The 16,802-nt window shown below is 45.9% G+C and carries 9 protein-coding genes and 11 tRNA genes; 18 read left to right on the top strand and 2 right to left on the bottom strand.

The window, feature by feature from the left end; genetic code table 11:
- Positions 1–92: 92 nt before the first annotated feature.
- From IEX62_RS19660 to glmS, 18 genes are all read left to right on the top strand, one after another.
- Positions 93–168: transfer RNA gene (locus IEX62_RS19660), tRNA-Asn, on the top strand.
- A gap of 1 nt (position 169) precedes the next feature.
- Positions 170–242 (top strand) — tRNA-Thr (locus tag IEX62_RS19655).
- An 18-nt stretch (positions 243–260) separates the two neighbouring features.
- A tRNA-Glu gene (locus IEX62_RS19650) sits at positions 261–332 on the top strand.
- A gap of 124 nt (positions 333–456) precedes the next feature.
- Positions 457–532, top strand: a tRNA-Val gene (locus IEX62_RS19645).
- A 17-nt stretch (positions 533–549) separates the two neighbouring features.
- Positions 550–624 (top strand) — tRNA-Gln (locus IEX62_RS19640).
- A gap of 4 nt (positions 625–628) precedes the next feature.
- Positions 629–704 (top strand) — tRNA-Lys (locus tag IEX62_RS19635).
- Positions 705–721: 17 nt separating this feature from the next.
- Positions 722–803 (top strand) — tRNA-Leu (locus IEX62_RS19630).
- A 6-nt stretch (positions 804–809) separates the two neighbouring features.
- A tRNA-Gly gene (locus IEX62_RS19625) sits at positions 810–884 on the top strand.
- 4 nt (positions 885–888) lie between these two features.
- Positions 889–965, top strand: a tRNA-Arg gene (locus IEX62_RS19620).
- Positions 966–986: 21 nt separating this feature from the next.
- A tRNA-Pro gene (locus tag IEX62_RS19615) sits at positions 987–1,060 on the top strand.
- A gap of 6 nt (positions 1,061–1,066) precedes the next feature.
- Positions 1,067–1,140 (top strand) — tRNA-Gly (locus tag IEX62_RS19610).
- 1,122 nt (positions 1,141–2,262) lie between these two features.
- Positions 2,263–5,058, top strand: coding sequence for a phosphoenolpyruvate carboxylase (gene ppc / locus IEX62_RS19605; RefSeq protein ID WP_188777437.1), 2,796 nt, complete (start codon positions 2,263–2,265; stop codon positions 5,056–5,058).
- 468 nt (positions 5,059–5,526) lie between these two features.
- A complete protein-coding gene (sigW, locus tag IEX62_RS19600) occupies positions 5,527–6,096 on the top strand; it encodes an RNA polymerase sigma factor SigW (RefSeq protein ID WP_188777435.1) in 570 nt (189 codons plus the stop codon).
- Between the two features lie 401 nt (positions 6,097–6,497).
- Positions 6,498–7,112 (top strand): zf-HC2 domain-containing protein, encoded by a 615-nt coding sequence (locus IEX62_RS19595; RefSeq protein WP_188777433.1) that lies wholly within the window; start codon positions 6,498–6,500, stop codon positions 7,110–7,112.
- Between the two features lie 299 nt (positions 7,113–7,411).
- The gene (gene cdaA, locus IEX62_RS19590; RefSeq protein ID WP_188777431.1) at positions 7,412–8,254 is read left to right on the top strand and encodes a diadenylate cyclase CdaA; all 843 of its coding nucleotides are present in this window, start codon (positions 7,412–7,414) and stop codon (positions 8,252–8,254) included.
- Complete coding sequence (locus IEX62_RS19585) at positions 8,232–9,833, top strand: CdaR family protein (protein ID WP_188777429.1); 1,602 nt, start codon at positions 8,232–8,234, stop codon at positions 9,831–9,833. The genes cdaA and IEX62_RS19585 overlap by 23 nt, the downstream gene beginning before the upstream one ends.
- Positions 9,834–10,030: 197 nt before the next feature.
- A complete protein-coding gene (glmM, locus tag IEX62_RS19580; RefSeq protein WP_188777427.1) occupies positions 10,031–11,371 on the top strand; it encodes a phosphoglucosamine mutase in 1,341 nt (446 codons plus the stop codon).
- A 904-nt stretch (positions 11,372–12,275) separates the two neighbouring features.
- A complete protein-coding gene (gene glmS / locus IEX62_RS19575) occupies positions 12,276–14,108 on the top strand; it encodes a glutamine--fructose-6-phosphate transaminase (isomerizing) (RefSeq protein ID WP_188777425.1) in 1,833 nt (610 codons plus the stop codon).
- A 436-nt stretch (positions 14,109–14,544) separates the two neighbouring features.
- Here the strand turns inward: glmS and IEX62_RS19570 are convergent, their stop codons facing one another.
- On the bottom strand, positions 14,545–15,240 hold the full coding sequence (locus IEX62_RS19570; protein ID WP_188777423.1) for a response regulator transcription factor: 696 nt from the start codon (positions 15,238–15,240) through the stop codon (positions 14,545–14,547).
- Positions 15,237–16,700, bottom strand: a complete 1,464-nt coding sequence (locus IEX62_RS19565; RefSeq protein WP_188777420.1) for a sensor histidine kinase — start codon at positions 16,698–16,700, stop codon at positions 15,237–15,239. The genes IEX62_RS19570 and IEX62_RS19565 overlap by 4 nt, the downstream gene beginning before the upstream one ends.
- Positions 16,701–16,802 lie beyond the last annotated feature (102 nt).

The following is a 16,802-nucleotide window of genomic DNA, read 5'->3' as shown; positions in this document are numbered from 1 at the left end:
ACGTCGCCAAGCGAACAAGCAAGACCTCACAGCTTTATTCTGTAAAGCTGGCTTCGAAAGCGTAAGCTGCCGCTCGTATGAGCGGGTACTATTCCCTGATAGCTCAGTTGGTAGAGCACTCGACTGTTAATCGAGTTGTCACAGGTTCGAGTCCTGTTCGGGGAGCCATGCTCTCATAGCTCAGTAGGTAGAGTGCATCCATGGTAAGGATGAGGTCACCGGTTCGATCCCGGTTGAGAGCTTGTTATCACTTTTAATGAGGCCCGTTGGTCAAGGGGTTAAGACACCTCCCTTTCACGGAGGTAACAGGGGTTCGAATCCCCTACGGGTCATTCCTTTCTTCTTTTAATTGGTATTAAAAGATTAAAGATGTAAAGGTTTGTCAGTGCCTATCTGGCCTGGGAAATACGTTTGAATAATGTGTATTGACGGCATTACCTTTACGACTAATACTTTGGAGACTTAGCTCAGCTGGGAGAGCATCTGCCTTACAAGCAGAGGGTCGGCGGTTCGATCCCGTCAGTCTCCACCATCGTTTTTCTTAAACGTTGGGGATTAGCCAAGCGGTAAGGCAACGGACTTTGACTCCGTCATGCATAGGTTCAAATCCTATATCCCCAGCCATTAAGAGCCATTAGCTCAGTTGGTAGAGCACCTGACTTTTAATCAGGGTGTCGAAGGTTCGAGTCCTTCATGGCTCACCATTCTTCATTCAAAATGTGCGCGTGTGGCGGAATTGGCAGACGCACTAGACTTAGGATCTAGCGTCTTACGACGTGGGGGTTCAAGTCCCTCCACGCGCATACCATGCGGACGTGGCTCAGCGGTAGAGCATCGCCTTGCCAAGGCGAGGGTCGCGGGTTCGATTCCCGTCGTCCGCTCCATTATGCGCCCTTAGCTCAGCTGGATAGAGCGTTTGACTACGAATCAAAAGGTCAGGAGTTCGAATCTCTTAGGGCGCGCCATATTTTAATATTACTGCACATCGGGATGTAGCTCAGCTTGGTAGAGCACCTGGTTTGGGACCAGGGGGTCGCATGTTCAAATCGTGTCATCCCGATTGTACGCGGGTGTAGTTCAATGGTAGAACTCCAGCCTTCCAAGCTGGTAGCGTGGGTTCGATTCCCATCACCCGCTCCATTATGTGAATAAGACCGGAAACGGTCTTTTTTTGCTATATACAGCTTTATGCCATATACAGCTTTAATTGTAAGAATGAGAACTGAAATTAGTGAATGAACAATTAGAGTAGTTAAAAGAGTTATGTTAGAAAATATAATTGTTGATCTCCAATATTAGTGATCTCAAATAGTAGTCAGCTTATTATTGAGTTTAAATTTGAGTTTAAATAAGACTGGATGAATATACGCGTGATAGCTTTTATGAACGAGAGATCGAGAAATGCGGAAAAGATGGGCATTGGACATAGAAATAGACATGAATAGTTAGACGTTGAAAAACGATGGGAAACGAGCGATAAACGATATAAAATGAATGAATACAAAACTATGACGAAGTACGATGGAGTCGTATTGATGAGTGTCATCGAATAGTATCACCTGTGGGTACAATAGGCATGTGTGGTATTTGATTTTCATGGGGGTTATTATGTACGATAGGATTAATTTACTCTACTTTATGCAAACGTATTCAATACGGTAAAGCAACTGTAATTACCTGGTAAGGCTGGACAAGTTGATTCTGACAAGTATCTTGCTAAAGGTTCGTATGATTAAAAAGGAAATTGTCTATCAAGTATTTGTACTGCTTTAAAGATCATATATAAGAATTTTGTACTGTTTTAACGATCATGTATGAAAATAATGTGGATACACATTTTTTCTATTACTAGCGTTAGTATGCGGTCAAATATTCAAGAATGAATATTATTATTCGTTAAAGAATGAGCAGCCCAATATTCATTGGAGCTGCTATACTAGTACATTTAGTTTTTTAATCGAATCTACATTTTATTGATATAGATTAAAGGTAAGGCTGCGATCTTTTATGAGACATTAAAGACAGGAAGATTGTCATTTTGACAATAGGACTAATTTAGCCTTCACACTTTAAAGGATTGTAGTATAATAATGTAGTGCGATAACGCTGTGAAGTCATTATGAATGATTGACAGAATGTTTGCATAAATACTCACAACCTGCAAATTAATTAAAGTATTCATACATGCTTTGTTGTATGATGTGAAGAAGATGTTAACCTTCAATAGAATCAACACCGGTAGGGAAGGATAGGAGGAGAAGCATGTCTGAGTTGACTGTGAATGTAAGTAAAAATCATTCTAACAATTTGCTACGTCGTGATGTACGCTTTTTGGGGAACATTCTGGGTGAAGTTCTCGTGCATCAGGGTGGACAGGAGCTTTTGGATATTGTAGAGAAAATCCGTGAGCTTAGCAAATCGCTTCGTGCTGTATCATTACCAGAAGTATTTGACGAGTTTAAAACATTAATCCGTCATCTGGATTCAGATAACCGACATCAGGTTATTCGTGCATTTGCGATTTATTTTCAACTCGTTAATATTGCTGAACAGAATCATCGAATTCGCCGTAAGCGCGATTATGAGCGTTCTGCTGGGGAGACTGTACAGAAGGGCTCGATGGAGAGTGCTGTACAGGAGCTGAAGAATAACAATTTTACAGCGGATGAGATTGAAGCGTTACTCGCTGATCTGTCGCTGGAACTTGTCATGACAGCTCACCCAACAGAAGCGATGCGTCGTGTTATTCTCGATATCCATAAGCGTATCTCTGAAGATGTGAAGCTGCTGGACAATCCGACTCTGACCTTCCGTGAGCGCGAGCAGCTGCGTGAAAAGCTTCTTAATGAAGTGATTACGCTCTGGCAAACGGACGAGTTGCGTGATCGCAAGCCAACGGTGCTGGATGAAGTACGAAATGGAATGTATTATTTCCACGAAACGCTCTTTGACGTATTGCCTGAGCTGTATCAGGAGCTTGAGCGTTCTCTCGCTAAGCATTATCCAGATCATCACTGGCATGTACCAGGCTTCCTGCGCTTTGGTTCCTGGATTGGTGGCGACCGTGACGGTAACCCATCTGTAACCGCTGATGTGACGTGGAAAACGCTACAGATGCAGCGTAAGCTAGCGATTCGTGAGTATCAGCGTATCCTGCGTGACATGATGAACTCACTGAGCTTTAGTACAACGATTATCGATGTTTCGGAAGAATTGCTGTCTTCGATTCAAAAAGACCGTCTTCACGTAACGATCGACAAAACATATAGCTGGAACAATGAAAACGAGCCTTATCGTATCAAGATTGCGTATATGCTGCGTAAGCTGAACAATGTTGTAGATGATTCGAAGCGTGGTACATTAGAGCGTTACAACGACGTGTCGGAGCTGCTGGAGGACCTGTGGACGATTGATAAGAGTCTACGTCACCACTACGCCGATTATGTTGCGGATACGTATGTGCAGAAAATGATTCGCCAGGTCGAGCTGTTTGGCTTCCATACGGCAACACTGGATGTGCGTCAGCATAGTCAGGAGCATGAAAATGCACTGAAGGAAATTCTGGCTGGCATGCAAATTGTGGACGATTACTCCACATTAAACGAGGACGAGAAGATCGAATTGCTCGGTAAGCTGCTCGTTGATCCGCGTCCACTCACTTCGCCTTACCTGAACTACAGTGAAGGTACAGCAGAGTGTCTGGCTGTGTATCGTACGATTGCCAGTGCACAGCAGGAATTCGGTAAGAAGTGTATCTCTAGCTATCTGATCAGTATGACACAGGGAGCAAGTGATATCCTTGAGGTTATGGTCTTTGCTAAAGAAACGGGTCTGTTCCGTCTGCTGCCAGATGGTACGGTACATTGTACACTTCAAGCGGTACCACTGTTCGAAACGATCGACGATCTGCATGCAGCACCTGCGATTATGCGCCGTGTGCTTGATTTGCCTGCTTATCGTGCAGGGGTAACAGCGATGAACAATCTGCATGAAATCATGCTGGGCTATTCCGATAGCAACAAGGATGGCGGCGTGGTGACTGCGAACTGGGAATTGCGTCTGGCGCTGAATGAAATTACGGCGATGGGTCAGGAATATGACATCAAGCTCAAATTCTTCCACGGTCGCGGTGGAGCGCTCGGTCGTGGTGGTATGTCTCTGGATCGTAGTATTATGGCACAGCCACCACATACGATCGGTGGCGGTATCAAAATTACGGAGCAGGGTGAAGTGCTGTCTTCTCGTTATTCGCTGCAAGGGATTGCATATCGCAGTCTGGAGCAAGCGATCTCGGCACTGATTACATCGGCGATGATTGCCAAAGTTGGTGAGCCAGCTGGTGAAAATAATCAAGCATGGGATGAGATTGTACGGAGCATTTCCGAAGTATCGCTCAATAAGTATCAGGATCTGATTTTCCGTGATCCCGACTTTATGAAATTTTTCAAGCAATCGACACCATTGCCTGAGGTGGGCGAGCTGAATATCGGTTCTCGTCCATCCAAGCGTAAAAATAGTGATCGTTTTGAGGACTTGCGTGCGATTCCGTGGGTATTTGCATGGACACAAAGCCGTTATCTGCTACCTGCATGGTATGCAGCTGGTACAGGTATCCAGCATTTCTACCAGAACAAGCCGGAAAATATGGCAATACTCCAGCAAATGTACAAGGAGTTCCCATTCTTTAAAACGCTGATCGATACGCTGCAAATGGCAATTGCAAAGGCGGATCTGATGATCGCGCAGGAATATGCCAAAATGTGCAAGGACGATGCGGTACGTACGCGTATTTTCGGTATGATCGAAACAGAGTTCAATCTGACTCGTGATCTGGTGCTGCAAATTAGCGGCCAACAGGAGATTTTGGACAATGTACCGGTTATTCAGGAATCAGTTCGTCTGCGTAACCCATATGTTGATCCATTAAGCTATCTGCAAGTACAGCTGCTAAGCGAACTGCGTAACATCCGTGAGGATGGTTCGGATGATGCTGAGCTGCTACGTGAAGTGTTGCTTACTATCAACGGTATTGCTGCGGGTCTGCGGAATACAGGCTGATATCTATTATACAGACGGAGTCGAAGTGAAGGATAGGATCCAACGACAACGTCATTCAAAATGGAGCGGGCTTATGCGCCGCTCCATTTTGTTTATTAAGTATAGTAGGTTGGGTTAAGTCTATGGACTACTTACTAGGTTTGTCGTTTATATTGATAAAATAAAGTAATAGTAATAGTAATAGTAATAGTAATAGTGATCGGTTGCTAGCTTCGGTAAATGGGAGCTTTAACGGTAGCTTGAGGGGAATGCAATTATTTGAGCAGTATGTAAATTCTTCATTTGTTGTTCGGTAAGCAAGAATTACACGCTAAATTGAAGAATTTATAGACGAATTTTAACAAATTGTATATTTACTGTTCGATTAAGATTGCAATTTACCGGATCATCCAGTACGATTTTAAGTGGACTGTAAAAGGACAAAATGCAGTAAACCTATACATATCGGGAACATAGTTTGGGGGAGTGATGGTGGATAATCTAGATACGCGACTGGCGAAGCTGGCGCTAAAGGGTGATCAGCGCGCATTTGCCGAGATCGTGGATTTATATAAGGACAAGCTGTTTCACCTTGGCTATCGTATGCTCAGTAATCGGCATGAGGCAGAGGATGTCGTACAGGAGACCTTTTTAAGAGTATATAAAAATTTGGATCGTTATGATCCGAAGCAAAAGTTCTCAACCTGGATTTATCGGATTGCGACTAATCTGTGTATTGACCGATTGCGTAAACGCAAGCCGAGCTTTTCACTGGATGCGGAATTGAATGATCAGGACAATACTGATGGCTATGCCCTCATCCCTGGGGATGAACGTACACCGGAAAGCGAATATATGCTGACCGAAACGCAGCAGTTGATTCATCAGGCGATTGATTCCTTACCAGATAAATATAAAACGGTAATGGTGCTGCGTTACTTACAGGAGTTGTCGCTACAGGAAATTAGCGATGTGATGGACATGCCGGTGACGACGATCAAGACGCGTGTGCACCGTGGTCGGGAATTTTTACGTAAGAAGCTGGAAAATAAATTGTGATGCTCCATATGTATAGAGGATAAGCATGACAATTTCACAATCGAAGTGATCTATTCTGAGCGGTTACAAAATGGACTGCGGATAGCTACCTGCAATATTGGCTAACATGAACGCTAACAGGATTCGATTGTACGCAAAAGAAGACATTTTGTAAGTAGCGGATTCTAGCTTATTTGCTACGTAGTATAGCGTTATCTCTACGTAAGATATCGTTATATCGATGTAGTATATCGATATTGACGTATGAATCGAGCTTGGAAAAATATTCTAAAAAATCTTAGCGTATTTTTGAAACGTTACTGGAGCTACACCGTATTTAACAGAGTATTCGCTGTTCCATGCACATTGCCATCTATGGTATGATGCATGAGGCACTATTTTACGAGAAAGGAATGGCTCATATGGATTGCAAACTGGCCGTCTCCTATATTCATGAGTATCTGGACGGCGATCTACCGGATGGACAGGCAGCAGAGCTGAAGCAGCACATGGCTGAATGCGCGGAATGCCGAGCCGTTTTTAAAGAGCTAGAGCAGACAGAATTGCTCTTGTTTGCTGTCAATCATCGCAAACCGCCAGTATCTGATGAGCTCACTGACCGGATCATGCAGTCATTGCCAAAGCCTAAAAAGCCGTCGGCATGGGTAACATGGTTGAAACGTCATCCGGCACTAACCGCAGCCGCCGCATTTTTTGTGATTTTGCTCGGTACGCTGCCGCTTTGGGATGAAGGTCCTGAGATGATCGTCAAAGGGCAGAATCTGGATCAAGTTGTGATTGAAGGTAATACGGTTATTGTGCCGGAAGGAAAGACCATCGCCGGCAATTTGACGATAGAAAAAGGACAAGCCAGGATCTACGGTGACGTCGAAGGCAATGTAACAGTCATCGACGGTAGCGTATTTCAGGCAAGCACTGCCCATATCTCCGGACAGGTTCAAACGATTGATCAAGCAGTGGGCTGGCTCTGGTACAAAATTTCAACTGCATTTGCGGATGTCGCCTCTACCAATTAAATCATGAACTGAAAGGCGCCTCTTGCCAAGATGGCGTCTTTTTTTGTGCAGGTGCCGATGTTCTTTGCATGTTGAATGAAAAAGCGTGTAAAATAAGAAAATAGGAATGAGATTCACCCGTCGTCCGCAGCCGCCAAGGCATCGATTTATTTTCAAAAAAGATCGTCATGTTGGTAGCAGGTTAGGGTAATAGGATAATAACGCTCATTTAGGGGCATCGTTACCGGCAGCCCTGAAAGACTTGGACGACAGGTGCCAGGTTAAGGGTCCACCAGATAGAACATAACGGGGGTTGCAGTATGGAGTATTTTGCGGACTTGACTTGGAAGGATTCCATTAAAGATATTATCGATATTTTGATCGTAACGTATATCATTTATCAGTTGATTCTACTCGTACGTGGTACACGTGCAGTGCAGCTGCTAAAGGGTATTCTGGTGCTGGTTGTCGTATGGGCACTGAGTAGCTGGTTTGATCTGTACACGCTCAAATGGCTGATGAATCAGGCATTTACATTTGGGGTGCTAGCGATCTTTATCATCTTCCAGCCGGAGCTACGGCGTGGTCTGGAGCAGCTGGGACGCGGTAAAATATTTGGACGTACCGTGGCGGATGAAGAGGAAATCACGCGTATGATCAATGAAGTGATCAAGGCGGTCAATTACTTATCAAGGCGTAAAATTGGGGCGCTTGTTGTATTTGAGCGAACGACTGGATTGAACGAGTATACGGAATCTGGTATCAAGATGCAGTCGGTAATTAGCTCCGAGCTGCTGATTAATATTTTCATCCCGAATACACCGCTCCATGATGGTGCAGTCATTATTCAAGGACAACAAATTGCGGCGGCAGCCTGCTATCTTCCTTTATCAGAGAATCCATTTATTAGTAAGGAGCTGGGTACACGACATCGTGCTGCGATTGGGATTAGTGAGGTGGGCGATGCCATTTCGCTGATCGTATCGGAGGAAACGGGTCAGGTATCACTGGCAATGAATGGGCAGGTCGTACGCGATATTAATGAAGAATCGCTGATCTCGAAGCTGCATGAGGCATTGAAGCCGAATGTAACGACAGAGAAAAAGCTCCCGTTCTGGAAGCGGAAGGGGGGAAATAAAGATGATGGACAAATGGATCAGTAATAATACTGTCGCCAAGGTGCTTGCGCTAGTGGTGAGCATTTTGCTATGGGTTATGGTTCACATGGATAATAATACGATTCCAACCTCGACAACGTCCGCTGCGATGGGGACGAGTGTCATCAACAACGTAGAGGTACAGCCATATGGATTTGATGAGGACAAGTATGTATTAAAATCCATTGAACCCGCCACCGTTAATATTGAGGTGCGCGGACAATCTGATCTGATTTCCTACTTTTCGACTAATAGTTATAAAGCGAAGGTGAATCTGAGCGATATTAAAGGTGCAGGTACAGTGACCCTGCCGATCGTAGCAGAGACGCCTGCAAGTGTGCAGTATGTATCGTCTACACCGGGATTTGTAAAGGTAACGATTGAAGAGAAAACATCGAATACCTTCGTTCCACAGATTAAGGTAGAAGGCGAACCTGCGGAAGGTTATCAAAAGGGCGATCCTGTCATTACCGATGGTACTGACAAGGTCAAGGTAACACTACCAGAAAGCCGCCTCAGTGATGTAGGCAGCGTACAGGGTGTGATCAATATCGCGGGTGCCAGTGATACCGTAAGCAAGACGGTCACACTGGCAGTCTATGATAAAAGTGGTACAGCGATGAAGGATGCTGTCGTCTCGCCAGCATCGATTAAGGTACAGGTACCGATTGGAGCGTCTTCACGTACGCTTCCACTCAATCTGAGCTATATCGGTCAATTGCCAGACAATCTCGTGCTGGCAGGTACAGAGGTGAGTGCAGATGAAGTGACGGTGTATGGCTCTGAATCCGAGCTGTCATCGCTGGGCTCATCGATTACAGCTTCGGTAAACCTTAGCTCGATTGATCAGGCAGGAACTGTAACGCTGACAGCTGCACTGGATCTGCCGGAGGGAACCGATCGAATCTCTCCTTCGTCTGTACAAGTGAAGATTACAACGGAGGAATTCTCCGAACGTACCGTGCAAAATGTACCCGTGCGCTTGACGGGAATTGGTACGAATCTGGAAGCGTCGATTACAGAGCCGCAAAGTCAGCAGGTGGCAATCAGTATTAAAGGAGCGCCAGATGCGATTCAGGCGGTGCGACCAGAGGATATTAAAGCTTCGATCAATTTGAGTGGACGCGCAGCAGGCACGTACAAGCTACCCGTACAGGTTGTGCTACCCGAGACGGTCAGCCTATCCAATCCAGGTGAACAGATTAGTGTGACCGTCACGGTAACCGAGGGGAATGGATCAGGCACGTCAACTGAATCACAGCCTAATAACAACGAAGGCTCCTCCGGCAATACCGGGGAGGGAGAGCCCGGTAACGGGACAGAAGCAGGTAATAATTCAGGAAATGGCTCATCCACTCCTTCTGAACCCCCAGGGAGTGAATCTGGCACAGGTACAGGCAGTGGCACCGAAACGCCTTCCGAGGAAGGAAGCAATAGTGGTGGTACGGGAACAGACACACCAACAGATGGATCGAGTGATTCCTCTGCTAACTCGGGTGATGCGGGAACGAATACAGGCGCTCAAGCTAGTACCGTTGATCAAGCACTTGGAAAGCCAGCGGTATCCGCCAATACGTATCATTAATAGCAATAGCACAAACAGAAATATCAGAATTGCGCTATTGACAGCTACCATATAGAAGACGTATAAAGGAAGGGTTGCACACAGATACATCGGTCGAAGTCATTCGCACCGATGTATCCATGTGCCCAATTTGTTATTTTAACAGTCTAACTGGATGAGAGAATCCAACTGAATATAATCATAAGGGAGCATAATTCATGGGTAAATATTTTGGAACAGACGGCGTACGCGGCGTCGCCAACAAAGAGCTTACAGCAGAAATGGCTTATCAAATCGGACGTTGTGGAGGTTACGTACTGACTCACGGTGCCGAAAAACCAACCGTGGTCATTGGTATGGATACACGTATCTCCGGTCTGATGCTGGAATCTGCACTGGTCGCGGGCATGCTCTCGATCGGAGCTCATATTATTCGTTTGGGCGTTGTGAGTACGCCAGCAGTTGCTTATATTACCCGCCTGCTGGGAGCAGATGCAGGTGTCATGATCTCTGCTTCACACAATCCGGTACAGGATAATGGGATCAAGTTCTTCGGCGGAGATGGCTTCAAGCTGTCCGATGAAACAGAGCTGGAGATTGAAGCGCTTATGGATGCGGAGCAGGATACACTGCCACGTCCAGTAGGTGCAGAGCTGGGGACGATCGTGAATGATGATACGTCCAAGTTCAAATACCTAGAGCATCTGAAATCAACGATTACTCATTCCTTTGAAGGTCTGAAAATTGTACTCGACTGTGCAAATGGCTCGGCTTATGAGCTGGCTCCTGCATTGTTTAAAGAGCTGGGCGCTGAAATTATTACGATTGGCGCTGAGCCAAACGGTCTGAATATTAACGATCATTGCGGCTCGACACATCCAGAAATGCTCAAGCAAGAAGTGCTACGCCACGGAGCCGATATCGGTCTGGCGTTTGACGGAGATGCGGATCGTCTGATTGCGATTGATGATAAAGGTGAAGAGGTCGATGGTGACTACATTCTGTGCATTTGCGGCGATGCGATGAATCGCGCAGGCAAGCTGAAGGATAGCACAATCGTATCGACGGTTATGAGTAATATTGGCTTTTACAAAGCAACGGAGAAGCTGGAGCTGCGTACTGCACAGACAGCTGTAGGTGATCGCTATGTAATGGAAGAAATGAAGCGTGGAGGTTATACACTTGGTGGCGAGCAGTCCGGTCACGTTATTTTCCTCGATTACATCACGACGGGTGATGGCATTCTGACAGCGGTACAGCTGGTAGATACACTGGTTGCATCCGGTCAAAAGCTGAGTGAGCTTAAATCGATGATGGACAAATACCCACAGGTGCTTGTTAACGTTCGAGTAGAGAGCAAAGCTCGTTACGAAGGCAACCCAGCAATTGCTGAGGCTGTAAAAAGCGTAGAAGATAAGCTGGGCAGCAATGGACGTGTTCTTGTTCGTCCGTCCGGTACCGAATCGCTGATCCGCGTCATGGCGGAAGGCCCAGATAAAGACGAGCTGGAGCAATTCGTAGCGGAAATCGTTGACGTAGTGAAAAAAGAACTCGTGTAATACTTGCATAGGCAAAGAGCATCCGCGTAAGTGGGATGCTCTTTTTTGATCGATGCAGCTCTCCTGGATATGGGTTTGCTATCTAACGCTATCGATTCGGATCATTGTATAGAGCTGGAGACGCTACTGTTATAGGTTATCCGATCCTATTTTCCATGATTGTAATTAATAATTTTGAGGTAATAATGTAATAATATGGGATTCGGGTGTCGATAACAGGAGTAATACACTTTTTCTCATATCATTCATCGTGCTAATCATCGCATACTACGCTGACAGATCATTTGCGAATTAGGATATACCCTGTGCTTCACTCCATAGCTGAATAGAACGGCTTTCGTCTGCCTCGTGCGCGCATCGGTTTAACATTTCTGGCTGCGGGTTAATGGTACATGGTCTGGCTTCTGGTAGCTGTCTAGCACGATATAGAGAGCAATCATACGGTTGTCACATTTTTATCATTGCCATAATCGCAAAAGATGCATATAATGAACGAGTTGCTGTTTGTAATATAACTGTAACATTCGCTATATTACGATCGCAGCTTAACTTCAGAAAAGAAAGTGAGGATCGAGGTACATCCTAGTTAAACCAAGCGCCAGAGCTCGAGAGACGGACGGAAATGCATCGAGCTGACGAGGTGAAGGTGTTCGAAACATTCGGCGGGGACCTTCCGGTAATGCACCATACCGTAAAGCGGAATCCAAATGCCAGGAGCGATCCTGGTGACAAAGATTCGGCCAGGTGCAACACAAATGATCATAATCATGAATGTGCATAGCAGCAGGAACAAGAGCGAGCGAAGACATGTACATTCACAATTGAATACTGTTAGAGCTCCTATTTTCCTATGCTCATGTATATTCATCCCTAGAACGAACTATTGAAGCGGAGGAATATAAACATGTGCGGTATTGTTGGATATATTGGAAATCAGGATACACAAGAAATTTTGGTTGATGGTCTGCGTAAGCTGGAGTATCGTGGTTACGACTCCGCAGGCATCTCGGTATTTACTGGAGAAGGTCTGCAAGTTGTGAAGGCTCAAGGACGTATGGCTAACCTGGAATCGAAGCTGGAGCAGCATCCACTCGTAGGTACAGCAGGAATCGGACATACACGCTGGGCTACTCACGGTAAACCATCGGACGCGAACTCTCACCCGCATACAGATGCACAGCATAAGTTCTCCGTTGTGCACAACGGTATTATCGAGAACTATCTGGAGCTGAAGGATGAGTTGATTCGCTCTGGTATTAATTTTGTATCGGAAACCGATACTGAGGTAATCGCTCACCTCGTTGCACGCGAATATGAAGGTGACATCGTGAAAGCCGTACAAAAGGCTGTAACTTACATGCGCGGTGCGTTTGCACTGGGCGTACTGACTGAGCATGAGCCAGATAAGCTGGTTGCTGTTCGTCAAGCAAGCCCACTCGTTATCGGTGTAGGTGAAGGCGAGAACTTCATCGGTTCCGATATTCCAGCTATTCTGAAATATACTCGTAACGTATACATCCTGAACGATGGTGAAATGGCTGTTCTGACTCGTGATGCTGTTGAGCTGATGACAATCGAAGGCAACTTCATTGCTCGCGAAGTTACTCGCATCGATTGGGATGCTGTAACAGCTGAAAAAGGCGGTTATGACCACTTCATGCTGAAAGAAATTCACGAGCAGCCAAAAGCTTACCGTGATACGATGCTCGGACGCATCAATGACGATGGCAAAGGCGTTCATTTCAGTGATCTGAAGCTGACACCTGAGCAAATCCGCAACATCCGTAACGTGCAGATCATCGCTTGTGGTACGGCGTACCATGCAGGTCTGGTAGGACGTAACATCATTGAGAAGCTGGCGAAAATTCCAGTTGAAACCGATGTTGCTTCCGAGTACCGTTATCGTTCCCCAATCGTTGACAAAAACACGCTGGTTATCGTGGTAAGTCAATCGGGTGAAACAGCGGATACGCTGGCAGCACTGCGTGAAGCACAGGCCAATGGCGCTCACGTTATCGCTGTAACAAACGTTGTAGGCAGCTCGATCGCTCGTGATGCGAACGATGTGATTGCAACACTGGCAGGCCCTGAGATTGCAGTTGCTTCGACCAAAGCATACACTTCACAGCTGATTGCATTCTATCTGTTCGGTCTGTATCTGGCTGAAGTACGTGGTACTCAAACAACAGAAGAAATCGCTACTACACTGGCAGCGATGGAAGCTCTGCCAGAGCAAGTTGAGACTGTACTGGCTATGGCACCAGAGATCAAACAATACGCTGAGCATATCGCACAGCACAAGCACCTGTTCTTCATCGGACGCGGCGTGGACTATGCGGTTGTACAGGAAGGCTCACTGAAGCTGAAAGAGATCTCCTACATCCACTCCGAGGCGTATGCTGCGGGCGAGCTGAAGCACGGTACACTGGCTCTGATCGAGGACGGTATTCCAGTTATCGCACTGGCGACACAGGAAGACGTACTGGAGAAAACCGTCAGCAACATCAAGGAAGTGAAAGCGCGCGGCGGCGAAGTGATGGTTGTCTCGTATGACGAGCATCGCGAAGACCTGCTGAAATCGGTTGACTACGTGATGACGATTCCAAAAACATTGCCACTGCTGAGCCCAGCACTGTCAGTTGTTACGCTGCAATTGCTTGCTTATTATGCTTCGCTTGCACTGGAGCATGATGTGGATAAGCCGCGTAATTTGGCGAAGAGTGTGACGGTAGAGTAGTAGAGGTTGAGTAAATAAATTTCTTTTATTCATAAATAAAAACCCCCATTTTATCCTAAAGGATGAAATGGGGGTTTTTAAAATAAAGCGAATAAATTTTTGGAGACTATGATAAGGAAGCAATATTTTATATTATGTAGGAGTACTAAAATATCTAACTATATCATAGTCGGTTTATAATGGAGGTATACATATGGATAAAATAAAGGAGTTAAAAGTGAAATATCAAAAAGGAATCGCTCATAAATTCTGAACTCATGATTAAAGTTAAAATAAAATCATATTGAGTGTGATTCGAGTGCATTATCATTTATTTTTTCTAGTATACAAAAAAGGAACGGGAATCGCATTTAAAATACGTCTCTCGTTCTTTTTTTGTAAAATATAGTTGAATATTTGGGAGTTTATAATTTTACTTTAGTAAAAAACAACTCCCTCACAACTGAAACCGATACCCCGCCCCCCACACCGTCTGAATATACCTCGGATTCCCCGGATCAGCCTCGATCTTATCCCTTAGCCGATTAATATGCACCGCCACCGTCGCGCTATCTCCAATCGAATCCAGACCCCAGATCCGCTCATACAGCGCATCCTTGCTAAACACAATATTCGAATTGATGACCAGAAAATGTAGTAGCTCGAATTCCTTCTTTTTCAGCTCCAGCTCCTGTCCGTTCAGATAAGCGCGGTGTGCATCGATGTTGATCAAAAAGGGGCCAATCTCGATATTGCCACCGCGTGCGCTTTGCTCCAGATTGCCTTTTAAGCGCGCATATTGCGCCAGATTCGACTTGACCCGTGCAACCAGCTCATTGGGCGAAAATGGCTTTACGATGTAATCGTCCGCGCCAAGACCCAAGCCGCGAATTTTATCGATATCCTCCTGCTTGGCAGTGACCATCAGGATCGGGATATCGAGCTTTTCGCGCAGCCTACGGCAGACGGAGAAGCCGTCTTCGCCGGGTAGCATCAGGTCGAGCAGAATCAGGTCGAAGCGTCCTGACAGTGCCAGCTCCGCGCCAGTAATACCGTTATCGGCAATCTGCACGGCAAAGTTATTAATCTCCAGATAATCGCGCTCAATGGCAGCGATCGCTTCGTCATCCTCGATAATTAGAATGTTCTTCATGCTTGTTCCTCCTGCACGATTAACGGTAAACGGATAATGATCCGTAGTCCACCTGATGGTGCGAGTAGCGCCTTAATGCTGCCACCCATGCGTTCGACGGCTTTGGCTGTAATCGCGAGCCCCAAGCCGCTGCCCTTGTTCGGATTGTTACGGGATGGGTCGCTACGGTAAAACACATCAAACAGATGCGCCAGCGACTGTTCCGGTACACCCGGGCCATCGTCGGTCAAATAGATAATCATCTGTTCTCGCTGTACAATCGTCTGGATTTGTAATACACCGCGTTCTTTTTCACGATACTTGAGACTGTTTTCCATAATATTGGTGAAGATGCTATCGAGCTGTAGCGGATCGGCGAAGATACGAGCAGGCTCCGAAGCAAGGTCTAGCTGCACATCCAGTCCACGATCACGATATTCCTCCGCTGTGGCACGGACGAGCGAGCCCAGCTCACGATTCACATCCAGCAGCTCAGGATCGTATGGATAATCGCCCATGTCCATTTTGGAAAAGAGGAAGATTTTCGCTACCATCCGGTCGATATCCTCGGCTTTGGTTTTGATCATTTTAATATAATTATGACGCGCTTCTGGTGTGTTTGCTACACCATCCATTAATCCTTCAGAATAAGCGCGAATTGAGGTGAGCGGAGAGCGCAGGTCATGCGAGATGCTGGCAAGCAGCTCTTTGCGGTTGTTTTCCTGGCGCTGGATCAGCTGCATCGATTGCTTGAGCTTTTCCGCCATATCGTTGAAGTCGTGGCAGACGCCAGCGAACTCGTCTTTCCCGTTATAACGGATGCGTGTATCCAGATTACCATCGCGAATCTGCTGTACACCCTCGATCAGCATCCGCAACGGCTGATTAATATGCTTGAATACAAAATGCGTTAAAAATCGATTCGTAAAGAAAATCGTTACCAGCACGCCGACAATGAACAAAATCGTAAACAGCGTAATGAGCGAGTCATATTCATTGTTATAATCGGTATCGCTAAGTGGTGTGTATTCGTTAAACGTGGAGATGACATAGGTTGTACCGCCTACCGTAACGGTGTTACTGGTCAAGCTGGAATTTTCTAAAACGACGCTACCCTTGCCATTTAATGCCCAGATCGCCTGAATCATCGCATTTGCAGAGTCAATATTCGTATCGCCCATATCCAGGAGCAGTTTATGCGAAGTATAGTTATGCACCGTCAGTCGCATATGATTCGTTTGCAAATAGCTTTCTAGCTTCTGGCGCTTCTGCGACTGTGCGTTGCTCGTATCCTGGCTGAGTGTAATCGCTACGGAGGTGAGCGTGTCTGGTACATCGTAGCCATAAGGATCGCTCGGATACTTTGCCTTCCAATACTGAAGCGACATATACTGACCTGCGGCAATAATGATTGCAGAGATCAGAACAGGTACGACAATCATTAAGATGTTAGAAATAATCAATCGGTGCTTAATAGTCATACCTTGACTCCTTTGGACATTAAATGTGCGTTTACGGCTTCATTGTAGCATAGAACAGAATGCAGAATAGGATAATGCTGTGCTCCGGTAGGTGTACCACTG

The sequence above is a fragment of the Paenibacillus hunanensis genome (genome assembly GCF_014645615.1).
GTDB classification, from domain to species: Bacteria; Bacillota; Bacilli; order Paenibacillales; family Paenibacillaceae; genus Saccharibacillus; species Saccharibacillus hunanensis.
This window is presented reverse-complemented; position numbering and strand designations above follow the sequence as displayed.

Excerpts from the sequence above, each read along its gene's own strand:
- ppc (WP_188777437.1), top strand. The coding sequence starts at position 2,263 with ATGTCTGAGTTGACTGTGAATGTAAGTAAAAATCATTCTAACAATTTG.
- sigW (WP_188777435.1), top strand. The coding sequence starts at position 5,527 with ATGGTGGATAATCTAGATACGCGACTGGCGAAGCTGGCGCTAAAGGGT.
- IEX62_RS19595 (WP_188777433.1), top strand. The coding sequence starts at position 6,498 with ATGGATTGCAAACTGGCCGTCTCCTATATTCATGAGTATCTGGACGGC.
- cdaA (WP_188777431.1), top strand. The coding sequence starts at position 7,412 with ATGGAGTATTTTGCGGACTTGACTTGGAAGGATTCCATTAAAGATATT.
- IEX62_RS19585 (WP_188777429.1), top strand. The coding sequence starts at position 8,232 with ATGATGGACAAATGGATCAGTAATAATACTGTCGCCAAGGTGCTTGCG.
- glmM (WP_188777427.1), top strand. The coding sequence starts at position 10,031 with ATGGGTAAATATTTTGGAACAGACGGCGTACGCGGCGTCGCCAACAAA.
- glmS (WP_188777425.1), top strand. The coding sequence starts at position 12,276 with ATGTGCGGTATTGTTGGATATATTGGAAATCAGGATACACAAGAAATT.
- IEX62_RS19570 (WP_188777423.1), bottom strand. The coding sequence starts at position 15,240 with ATGAAGAACATTCTAATTATCGAGGATGACGAAGCGATCGCTGCCATT.
- IEX62_RS19565 (WP_188777420.1), bottom strand. The coding sequence starts at position 16,700 with ATGACTATTAAGCACCGATTGATTATTTCTAACATCTTAATGATTGTC.